The sequence below is a fragment of the Pararhizobium sp. IMCC21322 genome (genome assembly GCF_030758295.1).
In the GTDB taxonomy this organism is placed as follows: Bacteria; Pseudomonadota; Alphaproteobacteria; order Rhizobiales.
Map to the genome: position 1 here is coordinate 2,173,834 of NZ_CP132335.1, position 17,267 is coordinate 2,191,100.

Genomic DNA, 17,267 nt, shown 5'->3' on the forward strand with positions numbered 1-17,267 from the left:
AGCGCCAAATGGATAGATTGACGTGTTCGCGTAAGGGAGGGTTTTGGCTGTTCTTCACCGCACAGAGGTGAAGAACAAGACTTACGCCAGAACGTCATACCAATGCGGCTGACCGCACGGTGAAGGATATCCGCCGCAAGACGCGCAAACGCTATTCATCTGAAGACAAATACGCGTCGTCCTTGCTGGGATTCGTGGTGAGGATACGACTGCTGAGCTTTTTCGTACATTACCCGGCAGGCAATTGCGAAGCAAATGCCGAGCGGGAGGAAGGCATTGCCCACAGCCAGTGTCAGTCGCTATAAATCCGGCAGATACTCCTCATACATGTCGAGAATGCGCCGCGTATGCACAATGTCATCTTCGATAACAGACTTGTATTCCTGCATGCTCGGATCATTGAGATCGGCCTTTAGTTGAGCCAATTCTTCTATGAACTCCTGTTTCTTGGCGTGCAAATCGTCGCGATCCTGCTTTTCTTCTCGCGTCATGGGGCCGTTGATGCTGACAGTTCCTTGCCGCATATTGATGATGATATCGTCAGGGTGTGGAATTGGATCAGGAGCCTCAACTCCGTGGGCTCTCCGGCGTGTCAGTTCGCGTTCCCACTCGACTTTGTATTCGATCGTCTTTTCCAGCCATTCATCATGAAGCCGTTTATGTGACGTTTCAGTAGATGCCAGCATTTCAGAGAACAGCCGCTGTGCGCGTGTGTTGCCTTTGACCGCGTTGTGGGCAAGAGAACGGACAATGGCCTTGGCCATGGGCACGCTGACCTGGCGATGGCCTTCATTGACTTTAATCTCACGATAGGCCTCCTCCAGAATGATTGTCTTGAGGCGTTCTTCGTTCTATGCCGGAAATTTATTACGTGCGCCCTTGGGCCTTCCCTTTGGATTGCCGGACATGCCAGGTTTAAATCGGGAACTTTGCGGAGGCTTTGCATAGCCAACCTCATAGTCTGCATTGTCGGGCAGGCGCGTCCCTAAGCTTTTCGATTTGTTGTTGAATGGCTCGCTCATTCCGCGGCCTCCAACATGGCGTGACAGCCTGGTATTCCACACGCGATCAACTCCGCTTCATCCTTGGCGAAGGCTTCGTAGCGCGCGATAATGCGATCGCAATAGATCGGGTCCAATTCGCACATGCGTGCCCTGCGCCCGGTTTTGTGTGCAGCAATAAGTGTTGATCCGGACCCACCAAACAGATCCAGCACAATGTCAGTCCTCGCAGAGACATCCTTTATGGCATCAGCAATCATTTGCACGGGTTTGACTGTGGGATGAAGTGCCAACTCCTGCATCCGGCCAGCCTTCATGGTGTTCACACCCTTATATTGCCAGACATTGGTGCGATAGCGCCCATGCTGACCAAGTTCAAAACTGTTGATGTGCGGTGCAGTACCAAGTTTATAGGCGAAGATCAGTTCGTGACGGGAGCGGTAGAATGTGCCCATCCCGCCATTGTCCTTGACCCATGTGATCAGGTTCTTCAACTCGGTATACACATGACTTCCAGCGTCAAGGAGCTCACTTATGTGGCGCCAGTCCATGCAGATAGAATGAATGGAACCGTCAGCTGATCTTCAACATGTCCTTTCGGTTGCGAACCAACTGAACATCAGCAAGGAGGCGGCTGCACGACGCTATGTCGAACTTCACGAAGAGTGTGTTGGCATCGCGTTCAGCAAGGATGATCGGTTGCGATGTTGGGTGTCGAATGATGGCTTTCCCAAAACAATTATTGCAAAAGACCAAACGATGCCGTGGCTGCCACAGGAAACTGATGTCAGGAAACCGACTGACCTGCATGAAATCAACCCATCTGACTGGTTTGCAATGCTGAATGACGGCCAAGCCTATATTCAGACTTATTATCAGCAGCATGGGTATGCCATGTCGCTTCTGACTGTTGAAAAAAACCATGACACTGAAGACTATAGTGTGACAGATAGCGTTGATTGGTATTCCAGCTTTGACCGTAAATAGGTGTCGGGCGTTGTTCCTGATTTCGCCAAATAAGTTCCCTGATAGATCTGATAAAAACCCTGTTTTGGAGGACTGAATTCCCTGTTATTGAATCTAGGGAAATTCACTGCAACGCTCTGGAATTGCTGCGTGAATCCGGCCTGTTTGTAGAGCATGCCTGAGTAAAAGTTGAATTTTCCCTGTATTTTCCCTGTAAATGGAGACGAAACTGCTGAGACTGGTTAGCTCAAGACTGCCAGCACAGCCACCCACTTCCCCGATTTAAGACAGTGAGAGTTCACTGCGCATTTCGCCCGTGTTTTCGGGAGCTTGGCATGTGCAGATTTCAGGTGAGACGCGGATATGAGTGTTATGCAGGACGAATTACGGCCGAAGTCTCAGTTTGCGATTCCGGCGGTACGAGTTTTGCGTAATGCTGGAAGACTTTGCCTCGAAGTACTTTGAATTGCTTACGCTGTTCTGACCATATGGCAGGGAAGCCCTTTTTGATCAGGTCGTCCGTGGCAAGGCCATCAGGCTGCTTACCAGAGGCGATTGCATCGAGAATGTTTGGTGCCGGCAATGACGAGAAGAAATCGCAGCCGCGAGTTTAAGCGTGAAACAGCTCAGTGATGTCTTTCCTAGCGGTAGATCAGGGTCGGCAACCACATGGTAATACCGGGAATGAACGTCACCAGCAAAAGCACGATTACCAGCGGAATCAGAAAGGGTGCTGTGCCGACAACGCAATCTTCAAACGGAATCTTGGCGACCCTTGCAAGAACATACAGCACCATGCCGACCGGCGGCGTCAAAAGCCCCAGCATCAAGTTCAGCACCATTATCACGCCAAAATGCACCGGATCGATGCCCAAAGTCACGGCAATGGGCAACAGCACCGGTACCATAATGGTAATCGCTGCCACCGTTTCCATGAAACAACCAACCGCCAGGAGGATCAGGTTTATCAGCAACAAGAGCACCCAAGGGCGGTCAGAGATGGCCAGCAATCCGGCGGCAAATTGTTCTGGCAAGCGGTTGGATGTGAGAATCCAGGCAAAAATCGACGCAGCACCCACTACCAGAAGAACCACGGCCGTTGTTTCGATCGTGTCAAAGCTGACGCGCAGGAACCGGGGCAGTGACAGGGTGCGGTACACCACAAGCCCCAGAAACAGAGCCCAAGCGCAGGCCGCTACCGCAGCCTCAGTTGGGGTGAATGCACCCGAAAGAATGCCCCCCACGATGATGACCGGGGTCAGAAGTGACAGAAACGCGCGCTGGAATGTCGACCACAGGACTGACCAGTAAAAGGATTGATCGCGCCCGAACCCTTTGCGCCGAGCCATGATAGCGATCATGACCATCAGCGATCCCGCCATCATCAACCCCGGAATGAACCCCGCAACAAACAACTGACCAATACTGGCCCCTCCTACCACGCCATAAATCACCATCGGCAGAGATGGTGGAATAATAGGCCCGATGGTGGAAGATGCCGCAGTGATGCCGACCGCGAATTTTGCATCGTAGTTGGCATCTCGCATCGCCTTGATTTCGATCGCGCCGAGCCCCCCTGCGTCGGCCACCGCAGCACCCGACATACCCGCAAAAATAACCGACGCACCAACATTCACATGACCAAGGCCCCCTCTCATCCAGCCGACAAGCGCCAAAGCAAAGTTGAAAATGCGTTCGGTAATTCCGGCTGTGTTCATCAGGTTTCCCGCCAGAATAAAAAACGGTACTGCCAGCAAAGGGAAACTGTCCACACCGTTGATCATGCGGTGGGCCACCACCATGGGCGGAGGCGAGCCATTGAAGATGATAAAGATCGCCGACGACCCAGCCAAAGCTATGGCCACTGGCATGCCGAAAACCAACATGCCCGCCAGCATTACGAAAATCCAAATAATGTCCACTGGGGCCTGCTCCTAGTCGATGGCGCGGATCTGGTCCGCATGCAATTCTGGGTCGATCAGTTTGCTGGTGCCGCTGCGCAGGTGACGCCAGGTATTCCAGGCGGAATACAGCGCCATACAAACAAATGCGACGGCGACTATCCAGTAAACCGTCGATTTCGGAATATCGAGCGATACCATCATCTGCCGGGTACGGCCGGCGATTTGCGCGCTGAACACGGCAAGCATGATAAAAAAGCCAGTGGTCAGTACGTCGATCACGGTTTGGGCAATGCGCCGTCCCATGCGCGGGATCCATCGGTAAATGAATTCAACCGCAATATGGCTTTGCTTGCGGGTCGCCATGATCGCCCCGATAAAGGTAACGCCAATCAGCAAAAATCGGGCAATTTCTTCGGTCCAGGCGATGGAGTCGTTTAAAATATATCTCGTAAAGAATTGAAGAAAAACGACAAAGGCCAAAACCCAGAACAGGATCAGAACCAGAGAATCGTCCCAGCGCTGATCGGACAGGTCGATCTTCTCTTCTTCCATGGTAATCGGCGCTGACGCTGTTTCGTCAGACGCGTTTTGTCTGCTCATGACTTATCCTTAGGGAAAAGGGTGCAGGCGGGCACAGCGCCCGCCTGCAAAGAGAAGAGCCGATTTAGTCGATGGCTTGCAACCGGTCATACGTGGCCTGATCCCAGGTGGCCATTTCGCCGTTATGCATAGCCTTAACCGCCTCGATAAACGGGCCGCGGTCCACTTCGTTCACTTGCACGCCTTCACCGCGGAACCATTCAGCCAATTCGCCTTCGGCCTTGATAATGGCATCAGTGGCGCACACGGCGGTGTCTTTGGTCACTTGAGTCAGATTGGCCTGATCTGTGGCATCCATTGCATCCCAAGCTGGGCCGCCAATGATAGTGAGCAGAGCATCGGTGATGTGGCCGGTCAGGTTGATGTCGCTTTGCACTTCATAGAACTTTTTGGCCTGGATCGTCGGCAGGGGGTTTTCCTGCGCATCCACGGTACCTTGTTGCAGGGCCAAATACACCTCCGCAAAGGCGATTGGCGCCGGGTTGGCTCCCGTTGCCTCTGGGAACATCATGTAAAGTGGGGCATTGGGCACGCGAATTTTCAGCCCATCCATATCGGCAGGTGTCAGGATCGGCTTGTTGGATGTGACATGGCGCGCGCCATAATATGTCATCGCTGTGATGTGATTACCCGTGGCATCTGTGTATCCTTGGGACAATTCATTAAACAGTTCGGAATTGCGGAATTTGTCCCAGTGATCCCAATCGCGGAACATGAACGGCGCGCCGCCAATGGCGATTGGGCCGTAGGAGCGGCCTGCAAACAACTGTCCTGTGTAAATGATGTCGACCGTGCCGAACCCCAGACCTTCGTTGATGTCGACCTCTTTGCCTAAGGACGAGGCGGGGAATACTTCGATTCCATACCGGCCTTCGGTGGCATCCATCAACAGCTCGTTAGCAGCCACAGCGCAGGTGTGGTATGGCTCGCTCGATTCATAAACGTGCGCCCATTTCAGTTTGGTTTCGGCAACTGCCGTGGCAGGCAAAAGCCCCAGCACAGCAACGGTCGAGGCGGTGGCGAAAAGCATATTCTTAATGTTCATGTCGTTCCTCCCTAGGTTGACGCGGCGGTGCCACTAGGGCTGCCACGTTCAGTACCTAACCTTATGGGTTACACAGTGTTAGGCAAGCCCGCAGAGGAATAATTGGCGCATTTTTGTCGGAGACTTTACCTAAGCGGCCGGCAGCTTAGGTTCAGGACCCGTTAAATTCACCATATGACGATAGCTGCAATGCATATGCCTGAAAGGAATGTGCGTACCCATCGCTCATATCGAGTTGCTGCGCGCCGCCAGTCCTTGAGTCTGCCGAACATGTTTTCCACCTTGTGGCGTTGTTTGTGGAGGGTTTTGCTATAACCGGCGGGAAGATTGCGACCCTTTCACAGTGGAATGCAGGACGTTATTCCCTTGGCTTTCAGCCCAGCTCTAAACTCATCGCTGTCATACCCTTTGTCGCCGATCAGGCGGGATGCTTTTTAAGGAAACGCCGGATAAATCAGTTTGGCGCCGATGTGATAGCTTAAGTGGCCCTCACTCAGACCCATGATGATTGGACGTCCCTTGCCATCACAGACCGTATGCAGGTTGGAGTTCAATCCACCTTTTGTGCGGCACCTCTCGACGGCGCTTCACTTGTTTGCCGGGCAGCGGATATGGCTGGGAACATTTCCATTTTCAGCAGACTGCAGGCAGTTCGGTGGGCTTTCAAGTGAGGGCATCGGATTCCGCCAGTCGGGAGGCCAGAGCCTATCTGAAGAAGCATGATATCCTAAGGGTATGGACCCTAGACTGGTTAGCCCCAGACTGCCAGTACAGCCACCCACTTCCCTGTCCGCTCCGCAGACATAGGTAACAGTTTGTACCTAAGACATAGGTTACACCCTTGTGCCGAACGGGTTGTCGATAGTTTGCAGTGTTTTTTGTTCCAGGTCGATATAACCCAGATCATATTTCATGAAGCTGATTTTCCAGATTGTAGAGTCCATTGCCAGAGACAAATGGCAAGCCATGATCCATTCTCGTTGCCTCTGGCAGGCCGTGTTCTTCAAACAACCCTTGGAAAGCCGACAGAGCATTGATCTGTTTGGTTGAATCATGAGCTTCACTCATCAACAGCATGGTCGGTCACAGTCAAAGGGTAACAATATTGACCATTGCCAAGCTTGAACTCGCCCTTGTAGTCAGCACACCACAGGGCGTTGGCCTGACCAGCGATATAACCGTGCAAACGTTCCTGCAACGCAAGATCGCGACCGATGCTCAGGTCACGCTGAGTATTCCCCCAGAGCGGATTACTTTATTTGATCCCTCCGGGAATCGGTGTTCACCCGCAGAAAAGCCTGACGGCGGGGGCACCGCGGAAGCAACCGCATGACATAAACGATGACATCGCCAGCGCTGGCGTTTCCCAGCTTTACAGCCCTTGGGTAGCCGGTCGATACATAACCACGTTCGTACTTGTGTCGCCGCAGGTCCCGCACCAAAAGCCAACGGCTGCTGGCAGCACAATACACAGCTCTGTTAAAACAGGACACGCAGGATATTCAGCAACCGCTGCAACCAAGCGCTCCCTGCAAATCTATCAGACCCAAAAACCCTGATTTTGACGGCGACTATTCACTTGCCGGTTTCAATGCAGGTGCTCCTGTTGGCTTGAGACTGCTGAATGGTTTTCCGGTCGTCTCTTCGTATTCAGCCTCGTCCCAGAAGCCCATCAGGATGCCACGTTCTGCTGCATTTCCCTGTCTTGCCAGGATGTCTGCTGTGGCTGTGATCCGCGTGTGATGTTGCATTGACCAAGACAGGAGCGCCTGTTCCATGTCAGCCCGTATTTGCTTGTGCTCGGGTTCGTCACTCCCACCCAAATTGATGAACTCGTTCGGATCGGATTCATGGTCAAATAGAACCGGAGGGAAGCCTTCGCAGCGTATGTATTTCCAGCGCCCATCAAAAATCATGACGGTGCGCGCATCCTCTTGGGCAACATTTAAGGCGCGCGCCATTTCGAAGCTCGAATAATCATGTTCGCTGATGGCGTAGCGCCGGGAGAAACCATCTATTGCATGGAGCAGGGGCGTCAGATCGCGGCCTTCAATGACATGTGGTTTGGGCGCGCAGCCCATCGCTGCCATGAAGGTGGGCGCAAGGTCGATCATCTCGATCAACGCCTCGGATGTCGTCCCGCGCGTTTTGTCTGCATCGGACCGGGGATCGGCAATGATCAGGGGTACTTTCGCTGCGACGTCGTGGTAGAAATCCTTGTCACCCATCCAGTGATCGCCCATGTAATCCCCGTGATCCGAGGTGAAGGCGATGATCGTATTATCGGTCAATCCTTTTTCATCAAGCCACGCAAACAGCCGCCCAAGGTTGTCGTCCAGCTGTTTGATCAGCCCCATATAGGCCGGGATCACATGGTCGCGCACGTGGTCCCGAGAGAAGCTGCGGCAGATCCGGGCCTGCTGATAGGCGCGCAACAACGGATGATCGGTGTCCCGCTCAGTCTGTGATCTTATCGGATCCACAATGTGCTCGGGGCCGTACATATTGTGGTAAGGTGCAGGCACAATATAGGGCCAATGGGGTTTGATGTAGCTCAGGTGACAGAGCCACGGTTTGTCGCCCTCCATCGCCTGTTCCATGAAGTCCATCGCCCGGTTGGTCATATAGGCAGTTTCCGAGTGTTCTTCTGGCACGTTGGCCGGCAGACGCGAATTCTTGAGCAGCCATGCCGACATCAGATTGCCATCCGGGTCCAGACCGGAATTGGCGAAATCCTCCCATGGATTGTCGGATTCATATCCAAGGCTGACCAGATAATCGTCATAGGCCGACCATTTCTGCTGAGGACTGTCGGGATGAAGACCATCGTCCCGTTCAAACGGTTCAAAGCCACACTCGGACACGCGCACACCAATTTCGCTGGTCGGATCAATGCCGAGCCACGCCATGCCCTCACGATCTGCGATCATATGAGTTTTGCCCACCAGAACCGCCCGCGCCCCTGCTTCATGCAGATGGTCCCCAAGTGTCGGTTCGCCCACGCGCAGCGGTGTGCCGTTCCATGTGGAGCCATGGCTGCGTACATAGCGTCCGGTATAGGCGGACATGCGCGATGGGCCGCAGACGGGCGATTGCACGTAGGTATTGGTAAACCGCACGCCTCGTGCTGCCAGAGCGTCGATATGGGGGGTGTGCAGATGCGGGTGCCCGTAGCAACTGAGATAGTCAAACCTCAACTGATCGGCCATAATCCATAACACATTTGGCGTATCGGTCATTCTGTGTATCCTCATTCCAGTATCGTGTCGGCGCTAGAGCCGCACCAGCTCTCTTTGGTCGTAAGGCTTGTACATTGTGGGCATGGCTCGTCGTCTTACCCCAGCTCCGGCCCGGCGATTGCAAACAGGCGGCCGGGATCGCCGGTGGGCGTTGGTGTGCCCAGATACATGCGGATGAATGGCCGCTCGACCACGAAGCCCCGGGCCTGCAACAATGCGTCGAAACCGGGTTGGGCATCACAGGCGTCCATCACCAACTCTTCGTCAAATTGCGCAAGAGCCGTATCCAGCAGCCGCCCGGCGGTGGCCATGTCGGTCGCACAGAGCGGGCCGATCTGGCGGGCGTTCAGGCCCATCCGGTGCAGCAGAAAGCCGTCGTCATCGGCAATCCAGCCCATTGGAACGTTGCGGTTACACAGGTCTTGGATGAGTTCGGGGCGAGGGGCGCCAAAGATCTCTGTATCCAGCGCTGTGATCCGCGCCAGATCGTCCCGCCCGGCGGGATTGATGCCAGCCGCGACCTCGCCTTCGGGCACACGTGCCGGGCGGCGCCAGCGCGTAATCCGCTCGCTACCTGCAAAGCCGAGGCGTTCATACACCGGCTGACCCGCAGGTGTTGCGTCCAGTCCTGCTACCCGGCCAGCTTCGCGCAATTCGGTAATGCAATCTTCCAGCAACCGGGTCGCGCAGCCGCGCTTGCGCCATGCGCCCGCCACAAGGACCATGCCAATCCAGCCCAGGCCGGTGCCATGGGGCAGGGTGAGCGCGCTTGCCACGATGCGCCCTGTCCCATCGGCCAATCCGCGCCCGTTTCCCAGCGCGAGCATCATCTTCCAGTCCCGTGGCGTCTGGTTCCACCCGGCCTCTTTGACCAGCGTCATGAGGTTGGGCAAGTCGTCCGGCGTTAGCGCGCGCAGCGCTGGGGCGTCAATGCTTTCCATTGCGATTTGAAACTTGGTCAGTTTGCCATGGGTCGGCTTGTCTCGAGTGAACCGGTCGGTGGTGCAGCGCCTCGATGTCTTCGAACTTTTCAGGCAGGGTGTTGCCGCCGGATTGAGTGTTCATGTGATCTCCGCCGCTTGAATAGAATTGACCAATGCGCTAACTTTGGCGCTTATCAACCATCTGGTTGAAAACTGCCACAGCGCCAGAGGATAGGCAAGGGTCATGACTTCAGAGTATCGGATTCTCTATGGTGATATTCACAACCACAACGCGCTTGGCTATGGCGTCGGGTCGCTGGAGCGGGCCATCGACATCGCTCGCCATCATCTGGATTTCTTTTCCTTTACAGGCCATTCTCACTGGCACGATATGGAGCCGATGGAAGGCGGGCGCGAGGCTCATTGGCTGAACGGATTCCAGCGGTTGGAAGAGGGCTGGCCGGATGTCCAGAATCTGATCGCCGATGCTAATGGTGCCGATGATTTCAGTGCTTTTCTGGGCTTCGAGTGGCATTCCAGCAAGTTTGGCGACCAATGCGTCGTCTTCCCCGAGGATCACCGCCCGCTGATCCGCCCCAATGACCTTGAGACGTTGCGCGGGTTTTGCCGACAAGAAAGCGCGCTGATGATCCCCCATCATCTGGCCTACCCCAAAGGGCACAGGGGCGTGAACTGGGATGTCTTCAACTGTGACTGTTCGCCCGTGGTCGAGATCTTTTCTGAACACGGCAATTCCGAAGACGACCGTGGTGCGTTTCCCTTCTTTAACCACTCCATGGGCGGACGCGAGACAACGAACACTGTGGCCCATGCGCTTGACTCAGGATTGCGGTTCGGGTTCGTGGCGTCATCAGACAGTCACAGCGGCTTTCCGGGGGCGTATGGCGAAGGGCTGATGGCGGCGCTGGTCAAAGAAAACACACGCGGTGCAATTCTGGACGCGATCCGCCAGCGGCGCACCTATGCGCTGACCGGTGATCGGATCGGGATCGACTTCAGCGCTGACGGGGCACCCATGGGGACATTTCTTGGCGCACGCGACAGCGTCGAGATCACCTATGATGTCCAGGGGCGGGACGAAATGGACGTCGTCGAAATTATCTCGGGCGGAGAGATCGTTCATCGCGACTTTGCTCCCCCCGCGCGGCTGGGCGGCGATACCTTTGCCGAACCTGTGCAACTTCGGCTCGAATGGGGCTGGGGGCCATGGGGTGACCTGGCACTTGAACGGACCTGCGACTGGGAGATGGACGTGGCGGTAGAGGGAGGGCGATTGCTCAATTTCTGGCCTTGCCTGCAATCGGGGCCGTTCGATGAAGATCGGCGGCATCGTATCACACGCGAGGGGAGTGACGGCCTTTCGATCCGGTCCTTCACTTCGCGCAGGGACGCCTATCGAGGCAATCCGAACCAGAGTGCAATTTTGGAGATTGCAGGGGATGCGCAGACCAGGGTGGCCCTGTCGTTGCGCCAACCGGTCGAGCAGACAAGCGAAACGTCGTTGGCGGATCTCGCGGTAACATCAAAGAACTTCTTCACCGGGCCGTTTCCGAAGGAAGCCTATCAATGGCACAGACTGGTGCCGCTGAAAGCCTCACGCATCGCGGGGCGCTGCGACGTACCGATGCGGGGTGGCTGCGGCCATGCCTATCTGCGCGCCCGTCAGGCCAACGGGCATTTGGCATGGGCAAGCCCGGTGTTTGTAGGGTAGAACAGGTGTCATGGATAACCAAAACCCCTCTGCACCGCCCTCTCGCATCAATTCAGACGCAACCGGTCGGGTGCGTGACCCTGAACGCACCCGCGAGCGGATACTCGATGCGGCGCGCGATGAGTTCTCGAGCGTGGGGCTGGGCGGTGGGCGCGTCAACATGATCGCCGAGCGGGCAGGGGTGAACAAGCAGTTATTGTATTATTATTTCAAGAATAAGGAAAAGCTATACGGTGCGGTGCTGGAGCGCGCCTATCGCGACATTCGCAAGCGCGAAATGGCGCTGGACCTTGACGCGCTGTCGCCGGTTGAGGCGCTGCGCAAATTCATCCACTTCAATTTCGATTACACCGTCGAAAACCGGTATTTTGTCCCTCTGCTGAACGATGAGAACCTGCATAAGGCACGGCATGCCAAGGCGAGCGATGAAATCCCCGCCTTACAGGGCAGCATGAAAAGCACATTGGGGCGGGTAGTTCGGCGCGGGCTGGACGACGGCAGTTTTCAGCGTGACGCCGATCCGGTCGAACTTTACATCTCGATTGCCTCACTGTGTTATTTCTTTCTCTCCAACCAGTACACGCTATCGGTGATCTTCGACGTGGACCTGCTGGAAAGCGACAGGATTGCTGCACGCCGCACCCATGTGAGCGAGATGATCCTGAGCTTTCTGCGCACCGCGCCCGACCTTCCGTAGTTGCAAGATTAAGCTTGACACAAGCCGGGGGCACCGGCGTAAGCTGGTCTCAACCAAACGGTTGAAAGCGGCCTGACTCTGGACCGCGCGACACGCCGCGCACTTCTCATCGGAGCCCGGCGCAGGGATACACCAAAGGGAGAAACCAGCATGAAACCGACCAAGATGTTCACGAACGTGCTCGCCGCGTTGACAGTAGCGACCGGGTTTGCCGGAGCGGCTGCCGCCGGAGATTATCCGGAAAAACCGATCTCGATGATCGTCACATGGAACGCAGGGGGCAGCACAGACGTGCTTGCACGTCTGCTGGCTGTGCCGCTGAGCGAAGAGCTTGGCACGCCGGTAGCTGTGACGAACATGCCAGGTGGTGGCGGGTCGCTGGGCACTCAGGCCGCACTGGATGCACCCAAGGACGGCTATACGATCCTCGCCACGACATCTGGCAATCATGTCCTGACGCCCCTGAAGAACGATGTTGGCTATCGCTATGACGACTTCGAGCCGATCGGACAGCTTGTGGCGGCAACGCTCGTCCTTGCAGTCCGCGAAGATTCGCCGTGGCAGACGCTGAACGACTTCGTCGAGGCGGCCAAGGCTGATCCGGGCAAATACCTGTTCGGCGCCGTTCCGAATGTGGCGCCGCACCTGACGCTGCTCTCTCTGACCGACAGCGCAGGGATCGATGTGGTCCATTTGCCCCAACAGGGCGGCGCACCGGGCGCGACAGCCCTTCTTGCGGGCGACATCGACTTGCTGCCCGCCAATGCAGCTACGGTAGCATCCAGCATCAAGGCCGGAAAAATGCGCGGTCTGGCCGTATTCAGCGCCGAGCGTGACAAAGCATTCCCCGACATCCCGACCGCCAAGGAACAGGGATACGAGGTTTATGGCAGCCCCTTTGTGGGCCTTGCCGTCGCCAAGGGTGTGCCGGACGATGTTCTGGAAACGCTGAAAGCAGCCTTTGACGCTGTCGCACAGGATCCGGATTTCCAGGCGCGTGCGGTTAAGTCGGCCTCCGAGCTGACCTATTTGCCAGCTGCGGAATTCGGCAAAGTCTGGGAGCGTGACTGGAACACCTACGCGCCAATGCTGCAAAAATGATGGCCAGACCGCACAAGACGAGACGGCTCGATGCCGACGGGTGGGCAGCTGTCATTCTTCTCGGACTCTGTGCGGTCTTCCTGACCAACCTGCTTGGCAGTGACGCTACGGGAGCCTACGTGACCTCGACGACAATGCCAATTGCAGTCGTCATCGTGATGGCGGGGCTGGCAGTCTTGCTGCTGGCCGGCTCGGTCCTGCGTATGGTTCGAACGACGCCATCACAAGGGACTGTTTCGACGAATGGTGCAGCAGCCCGATCGGGTCTCGACTGGCGCGTGCCGATGATGGTGGCCGGACTGTTGGTTTACATAGCCGCGCTGCCATGGCTCGGCTATCTGCTGGCCAGCGGGGTGTTCCTGATCGGTGCGGGTCTGCTTTACGGTAACCGCAACTGGTGGGTGCTGCTCTGCTTGGCAGCGGTGTTGCCGGGCGTGTTGTTGCTGTTCTTCGAAAAGGTCATGATCGTGCTTCTGCCTGCCTCCAGACTTTGGAGCTGACGGATCATGGATTTCCTACTTCAGGGGATTCCCGAGGTCGCGTCATTTCAGGTATTCCTGATGCTGTCTCTGGGGCTGGTGGTCGGGATCGTTATCGGCTCGATCCCTGGCCTGAACGTGCCACTGGCAGTGGCCATTGCCCTACCAATTACCTTCACCGTCGAACCTATTGCCGGTCTGGCTATGCTGGTCGGGATCTACAAGGGCGGCACCTATGGCGGGTCGCTGACCGCCGTACTGATAAATGTGCCTGGCACGCCAGCAGCGGCGGCGACCGCCATCGACGGCAACGAACTGACACGGCAGGGCAAAGCGGGCAAGGCGCTGAAAATGTCGCTCTACGCCTCCGTGATAGCGGAGTTCGTCAGCGACATCGCCCTTATCGCCTTTGCAGTGCCCATGGCAGTTTTCGCCTTGCGTATCGGCCCGCCCGAGAGCTTTTCGCTGGGTATCTTCGCGCTGACGCTGGTCGGTGTTTTGTCCCAAGGCAACATGGTCAAGGGCCTCATCGCGGCGGCCATGGGGCTGTTTCTGTCGACCTTTGGCGTCGATCCACTCAGCGGTGAGTTCCGACTGACATTCGGCGTCCGCCAGCTTTCCGGTGGCTGGTCATTCATCGCGTTGGTTATCGGCGTCTTCGCCATCGCCGAGGCGTTGAGCATTTTGGAGACAAGCCTGACGCGCCTGAAGCGCAAGGGGCCATTGCGGTTGAGCGATCCGGAGCATTGTCTGGACCGCGATGACTGGCGCCGTTCGCTACCGGTGATCGGTCGGTCGTCCATAATCGGAGTGTTCATTGGTGCCATTCCGGGATTGGGGTCTGCGGTGTCTGCCTATCTGAACTATGGATTGAGCCGCAGCCTGTCGCGTGAGCCTGAACGCTTCGGCAAAGGCGCCATCGAAGGTGTCGCGGCAGCGGAGGCAGGCAACAATGCCGTGACAAGTTCGACCTTCGTGCCGCTGCTGACGCTGGGCATTCCGGGCGACGTCATTACAGCGATTATGCTGGGTGCCTTTATCGCCCATGGGCTTATTCCCGGCCCCGCATTGTTCGAACAGCAGGGGGCGTTCGTCGCCGGTTTCTTCTTGATGATCGTGATGGCCTCGGCCCTGCATCTGGTGATCGCGCGCCTTGGCATGTACGCTTTCATACAAACCGCACGAGTGTCGAATCCGGTGCTCTTTCCTGCTGTTCTGGTGCTGGGCGTGACGGGGATTTTCGTTTCCACAAGCAGCTATTTCGACGTCTATGTCATGGTCGGCTTCGGCGTCATGGGCTATTTGATGAACCGGTTTGGCTTTCCCATCGCGCCACTGCTGATCGGCTTTATCCTTGGCCCGCTGATTGAGGTCGGGCTGCGTCAGGCGGCGATCATGGGGCGCGGCGATTTGACTATTTTCCTGACCCGGCCCATTTCCGCGATCTTCCTGGCTTGCGCGTTGCTGACCATTTTGGTGGTCGGATGGCGCGAATATGCGGACAGGCAAAAACGTACAGACCGGCAGAAAGAGGAGCCGCAGATATGAAGATTGAACGAATTGAGGTGCTGCCAGTGCGTCTGCCGCTGAAAGATGTGCTGAAACTGGCGCGCGGCGTGTCACGCTCGCTCGAAGAGGGCAAGCAGATTGCGCTGGTGAAGATGACCAGCGACGACGGAACCGTGGGCTGGGGAGAAGCGGGGCCGAGCCGGCGTTGGTCTGCTGAAACCATCCATTCGGTCACGACGACAATCCGGCACGTTCTGGCACCGGTCTTGATCGGGCGCGACGTCTTTGACATTGCTGGACTTCACGCGGCGATGGACATGGAGTTAGCCCCCGGATTTGATCCCGGCCAGCCGATTGCAAAGGGCGCGCTGGATATGGCCGCGCATGATCTGATTTGCAAAGCGCTGGGGATCAACCTTCAGACATGGCTGGGTGCCAAGCGGGCGGACCGGGTTGAACTGGCCTATCTCGTCTCGCAACCAGGGCCGGATGAGACGGCCAAGGCAGTTGAGGCCGCACTGGCCGAAGGCTTCCGCGCCTTCAAGGTCAAGGTCGGTAACACTCCCGCCTTTGATGCTGAAATTGTGCGTACGGTACATCAGGTGGCCCCCGATTCAGTGGTGTGGGTCGATGCCAATCAGGGTTACGATCTGGACAACGCCCTGCGCGCGGCAAAACTTTTCGAGGCTGAAGGAGTTGAGCTCTTTGAACAGCCGATCCCAATGACCGATATTTACGGATTGAAGAAGCTGCTCTCGGCCACGACGATGAACATTGCCCTGGACGAATCCGCCATGGGGTTGCCGCTGATCATCGAGCTTTTGCGCCGCGATGCGGTCGAGGGACTGGTCTGCAAGGTACAGAAAGTGGGTGGCATCCATTATGCCCGACAACTCTGCGATCTGGCGCGGAACGCTGGAATGAAGCTCATCGGCTCGGGGCTCATGGACGCGCCCATCGGGTTTGCCGCCTCGGTGCATGTCTTCGCCGCCTATGGCATCGACTATCCTGTCGATCTGAACGGGCCGCAGCATCTGGCCGGAGATTACCTGCGCACACCGCTGCCGCGCGAAGGCCAGGCGGCACTTGTGCCCCAAACCCCAGGACTGGGCTGCGACATAGACGAGGACCGCGTACGCGGCGAGTTGGCGCTGGAGCTGTCTATTTAGTCACATAACTCTCTAACAGGTTCGCCATTTTCGCTCTGAAACTGGGTGTTTCTTAAAGCGTCTCTCTCGTCGCCTTAAACAATACTTTGATCAATTCGTTAGAGCTGATGCCTTCAGTTTGTTCGCCCGATGCGCTGGCATCCAAGACTTCCGGCGCCAGCAATGCCGGTTTCAATCCTGCTGCGCGTTCAACCAGATCATATAGTCATTTCCGGTATTATTGATGTGCAACCGCAGCAATTGACAAAATTTCGTGACGTTTCCCTGCTCTATCAGTTCATGCAAGGTCGTGTGCATCCGCATGGAACTGTTCACGACCTTTTCGGAATCCTGCGCACGGGTGCGCAATGCGCCGATTTTAGTGGCGACAAGTTTGTAGGCTGCGCTCAAATAGGAATTTCCACCATTTTCAAGAATTATATCGTGGAATTGAGCATCCAGAACTCTGTATTCGGCTCGGTCACCTTCACCAAGGGCGACGCGCATTTTTTCAATGACCTCACCGATTCCATTGGCAAAAGCGGTGCGGTCCCCCGCAAAAGCATTTTGTGAGGCACGCACTTCCAGCAATTCGCGGAAGGCGCGAATAGCCTCGATTTCATTTTGATCTATATGGAAAATTGATGTGGCTTTCTGTGGGTCGATCTTGACCAGACCCTCACGTTTGAGTGTGAGGAGGGCCTCACGCACCGGGGTCTTGCTTATCCCCAGCATCTCTGAAAGCCGAAGTTCAGAGACCTGATCGCCAAGTTTAAGGCGTCCATCCACTATGGCAGCGCGCAGTTCACGCGAAGCCATGTCTGCGAGCGATTCAGGCCGGTTAAGACGATCCAACTTCACTTTCTAATTCCCCTATTGCCAACTTCTGGTATCTGGTATATCAGATATTAGAAGCCGATCTT

General features: G+C 56.1%; 16 protein-coding genes and 2 pseudogenes. 8 read left to right on the forward strand and 10 right to left on the reverse strand.

Annotated elements, in window-relative coordinates:
* Positions 1 to 299: 299 nt before the first annotated feature.
* Positions 300 to 1,022, reverse strand: a pseudogene (locus RAL91_RS10505) (DUF5681 domain-containing protein).
* Positions 1,019 to 1,552: a site-specific DNA-methyltransferase gene (locus RAL91_RS10515; RefSeq protein WP_371932503.1), complete on the reverse strand. Its 534-nt coding sequence runs from the start codon at positions 1,550 to 1,552 to the stop codon at positions 1,019 to 1,021. Before RAL91_RS10515 ends, RAL91_RS10505 begins: the two are co-directional and overlap by 4 nt.
* 13 nt (positions 1,553 to 1,565) lie before the next feature.
* Here RAL91_RS10515 and RAL91_RS10520 point away from each other — a divergent pair, with 13 nt between their 5' ends.
* Positions 1,566 to 1,988 carry a hypothetical protein gene (locus RAL91_RS10520; protein WP_306262015.1) on the forward strand — a complete coding sequence of 141 codons (423 nt, stop codon included), beginning with the start codon at positions 1,566 to 1,568 and terminating at the stop codon, positions 1,986 to 1,988.
* 620 nt (positions 1,989 to 2,608) lie between these two features.
* On the opposite strand, the gene RAL91_RS10525 is transcribed toward RAL91_RS10520, so the two are convergent.
* The 5 genes and pseudogenes from RAL91_RS10525 to RAL91_RS25085 form a co-directional block, all read right to left on the reverse strand.
* The gene (locus RAL91_RS10525; protein ID WP_306262017.1) at positions 2,609 to 3,889 is read right to left on the reverse strand and encodes a TRAP transporter large permease; all 1,281 of its coding nucleotides are present in this window, start codon (positions 3,887 to 3,889) and stop codon (positions 2,609 to 2,611) included.
* A 12-nt stretch (positions 3,890 to 3,901) separates the two neighbouring features.
* Complete coding sequence (locus RAL91_RS10530; protein ID WP_306262019.1) at positions 3,902 to 4,423, reverse strand: TRAP transporter small permease; 522 nt, start codon at positions 4,421 to 4,423, stop codon at positions 3,902 to 3,904.
* 112 nt (positions 4,424 to 4,535) lie between these two features.
* Complete coding sequence (locus tag RAL91_RS10535; protein WP_306262021.1) at positions 4,536 to 5,516, reverse strand: sialic acid TRAP transporter substrate-binding protein SiaP; 981 nt, start codon at positions 5,514 to 5,516, stop codon at positions 4,536 to 4,538.
* 167 nt (positions 5,517 to 5,683) lie between these two features.
* Positions 5,684 to 5,788: a hypothetical protein gene (locus RAL91_RS25080; protein ID WP_371932504.1), complete on the reverse strand. Its 105-nt coding sequence runs from the start codon at positions 5,786 to 5,788 to the stop codon at positions 5,684 to 5,686.
* 655 nt (positions 5,789 to 6,443) lie between these two features.
* A pseudogene (locus RAL91_RS25085) lies at positions 6,444 to 6,675 on the reverse strand (IS481 family transposase); the annotation flags it as partial.
* Between RAL91_RS25085 and RAL91_RS10540 the strand changes: the two are divergent.
* Positions 6,622 to 6,849 carry a hypothetical protein gene (locus RAL91_RS10540; protein WP_306262023.1) on the forward strand — a complete coding sequence of 76 codons (228 nt, stop codon included), beginning with the start codon at positions 6,622 to 6,624 and terminating at the stop codon, positions 6,847 to 6,849. The pseudogene RAL91_RS25085 and the gene RAL91_RS10540 overlap by 54 nt on opposite strands.
* A gap of 238 nt (positions 6,850 to 7,087) precedes the next feature.
* Here RAL91_RS10540 and RAL91_RS10545 read toward each other — a convergent pair whose 3' ends face one another.
* Both RAL91_RS10545 and RAL91_RS10550 read right to left on the reverse strand, forming a co-directional pair.
* Entirely contained in the window at positions 7,088 to 8,755 is a 1,668-nt protein-coding gene (locus RAL91_RS10545) for a sulfatase-like hydrolase/transferase (RefSeq protein WP_306262025.1), read from the reverse strand.
* A gap of 95 nt (positions 8,756 to 8,850) precedes the next feature.
* On the reverse strand, positions 8,851 to 9,696 hold the full coding sequence (locus RAL91_RS10550; RefSeq protein WP_306262027.1) for a GNAT family N-acetyltransferase: 846 nt from the start codon (positions 9,694 to 9,696) through the stop codon (positions 8,851 to 8,853).
* A 226-nt stretch (positions 9,697 to 9,922) separates the two neighbouring features.
* Here RAL91_RS10550 and RAL91_RS10555 point away from each other — a divergent pair, with 226 nt between their 5' ends.
* The 6 genes from RAL91_RS10555 (at position 9,923) to RAL91_RS10580 (ending at position 16,365) form a co-directional block, all read left to right on the forward strand.
* Positions 9,923 to 11,410, forward strand: a complete 1,488-nt coding sequence (locus RAL91_RS10555; RefSeq protein WP_306262029.1) for a DUF3604 domain-containing protein — start codon at positions 9,923 to 9,925, stop codon at positions 11,408 to 11,410.
* A gap of 10 nt (positions 11,411 to 11,420) precedes the next feature.
* Entirely contained in the window at positions 11,421 to 12,107 is a 687-nt protein-coding gene (locus tag RAL91_RS10560) for a TetR family transcriptional regulator (RefSeq protein WP_306262031.1), read from the forward strand.
* A gap of 165 nt (positions 12,108 to 12,272) precedes the next feature.
* A complete protein-coding gene (locus RAL91_RS10565; RefSeq protein WP_306262034.1) occupies positions 12,273 to 13,208 on the forward strand; it encodes a tripartite tricarboxylate transporter substrate binding protein in 936 nt (311 codons plus the stop codon).
* Positions 13,208 to 13,708, forward strand: coding sequence for a tripartite tricarboxylate transporter TctB family protein (locus RAL91_RS10570; RefSeq protein ID WP_306262885.1), 501 nt, complete (start codon positions 13,208 to 13,210; stop codon positions 13,706 to 13,708). Before RAL91_RS10565 ends, RAL91_RS10570 begins: the two co-directional genes overlap by 1 nt.
* A gap of 6 nt (positions 13,709 to 13,714) precedes the next feature.
* On the forward strand, positions 13,715 to 15,235 hold the full coding sequence (locus RAL91_RS10575; RefSeq protein ID WP_306262036.1) for a tripartite tricarboxylate transporter permease: 1,521 nt from the start codon (positions 13,715 to 13,717) through the stop codon (positions 15,233 to 15,235).
* On the forward strand, positions 15,232 to 16,365 hold the full coding sequence (locus RAL91_RS10580) for a mandelate racemase/muconate lactonizing enzyme family protein (RefSeq protein ID WP_306262038.1): 1,134 nt from the start codon (positions 15,232 to 15,234) through the stop codon (positions 16,363 to 16,365). The genes RAL91_RS10575 and RAL91_RS10580 overlap by 4 nt, the downstream gene beginning before the upstream one ends.
* 171 nt (positions 16,366 to 16,536) lie before the next feature.
* Here RAL91_RS10580 and RAL91_RS10585 read toward each other — a convergent pair whose 3' ends face one another.
* Positions 16,537 to 17,205, reverse strand: a complete 669-nt coding sequence (locus RAL91_RS10585) for a GntR family transcriptional regulator (protein WP_306262040.1) — start codon at positions 17,203 to 17,205, stop codon at positions 16,537 to 16,539.
* Positions 17,206 to 17,267: the final 62 nt, after the last annotated feature.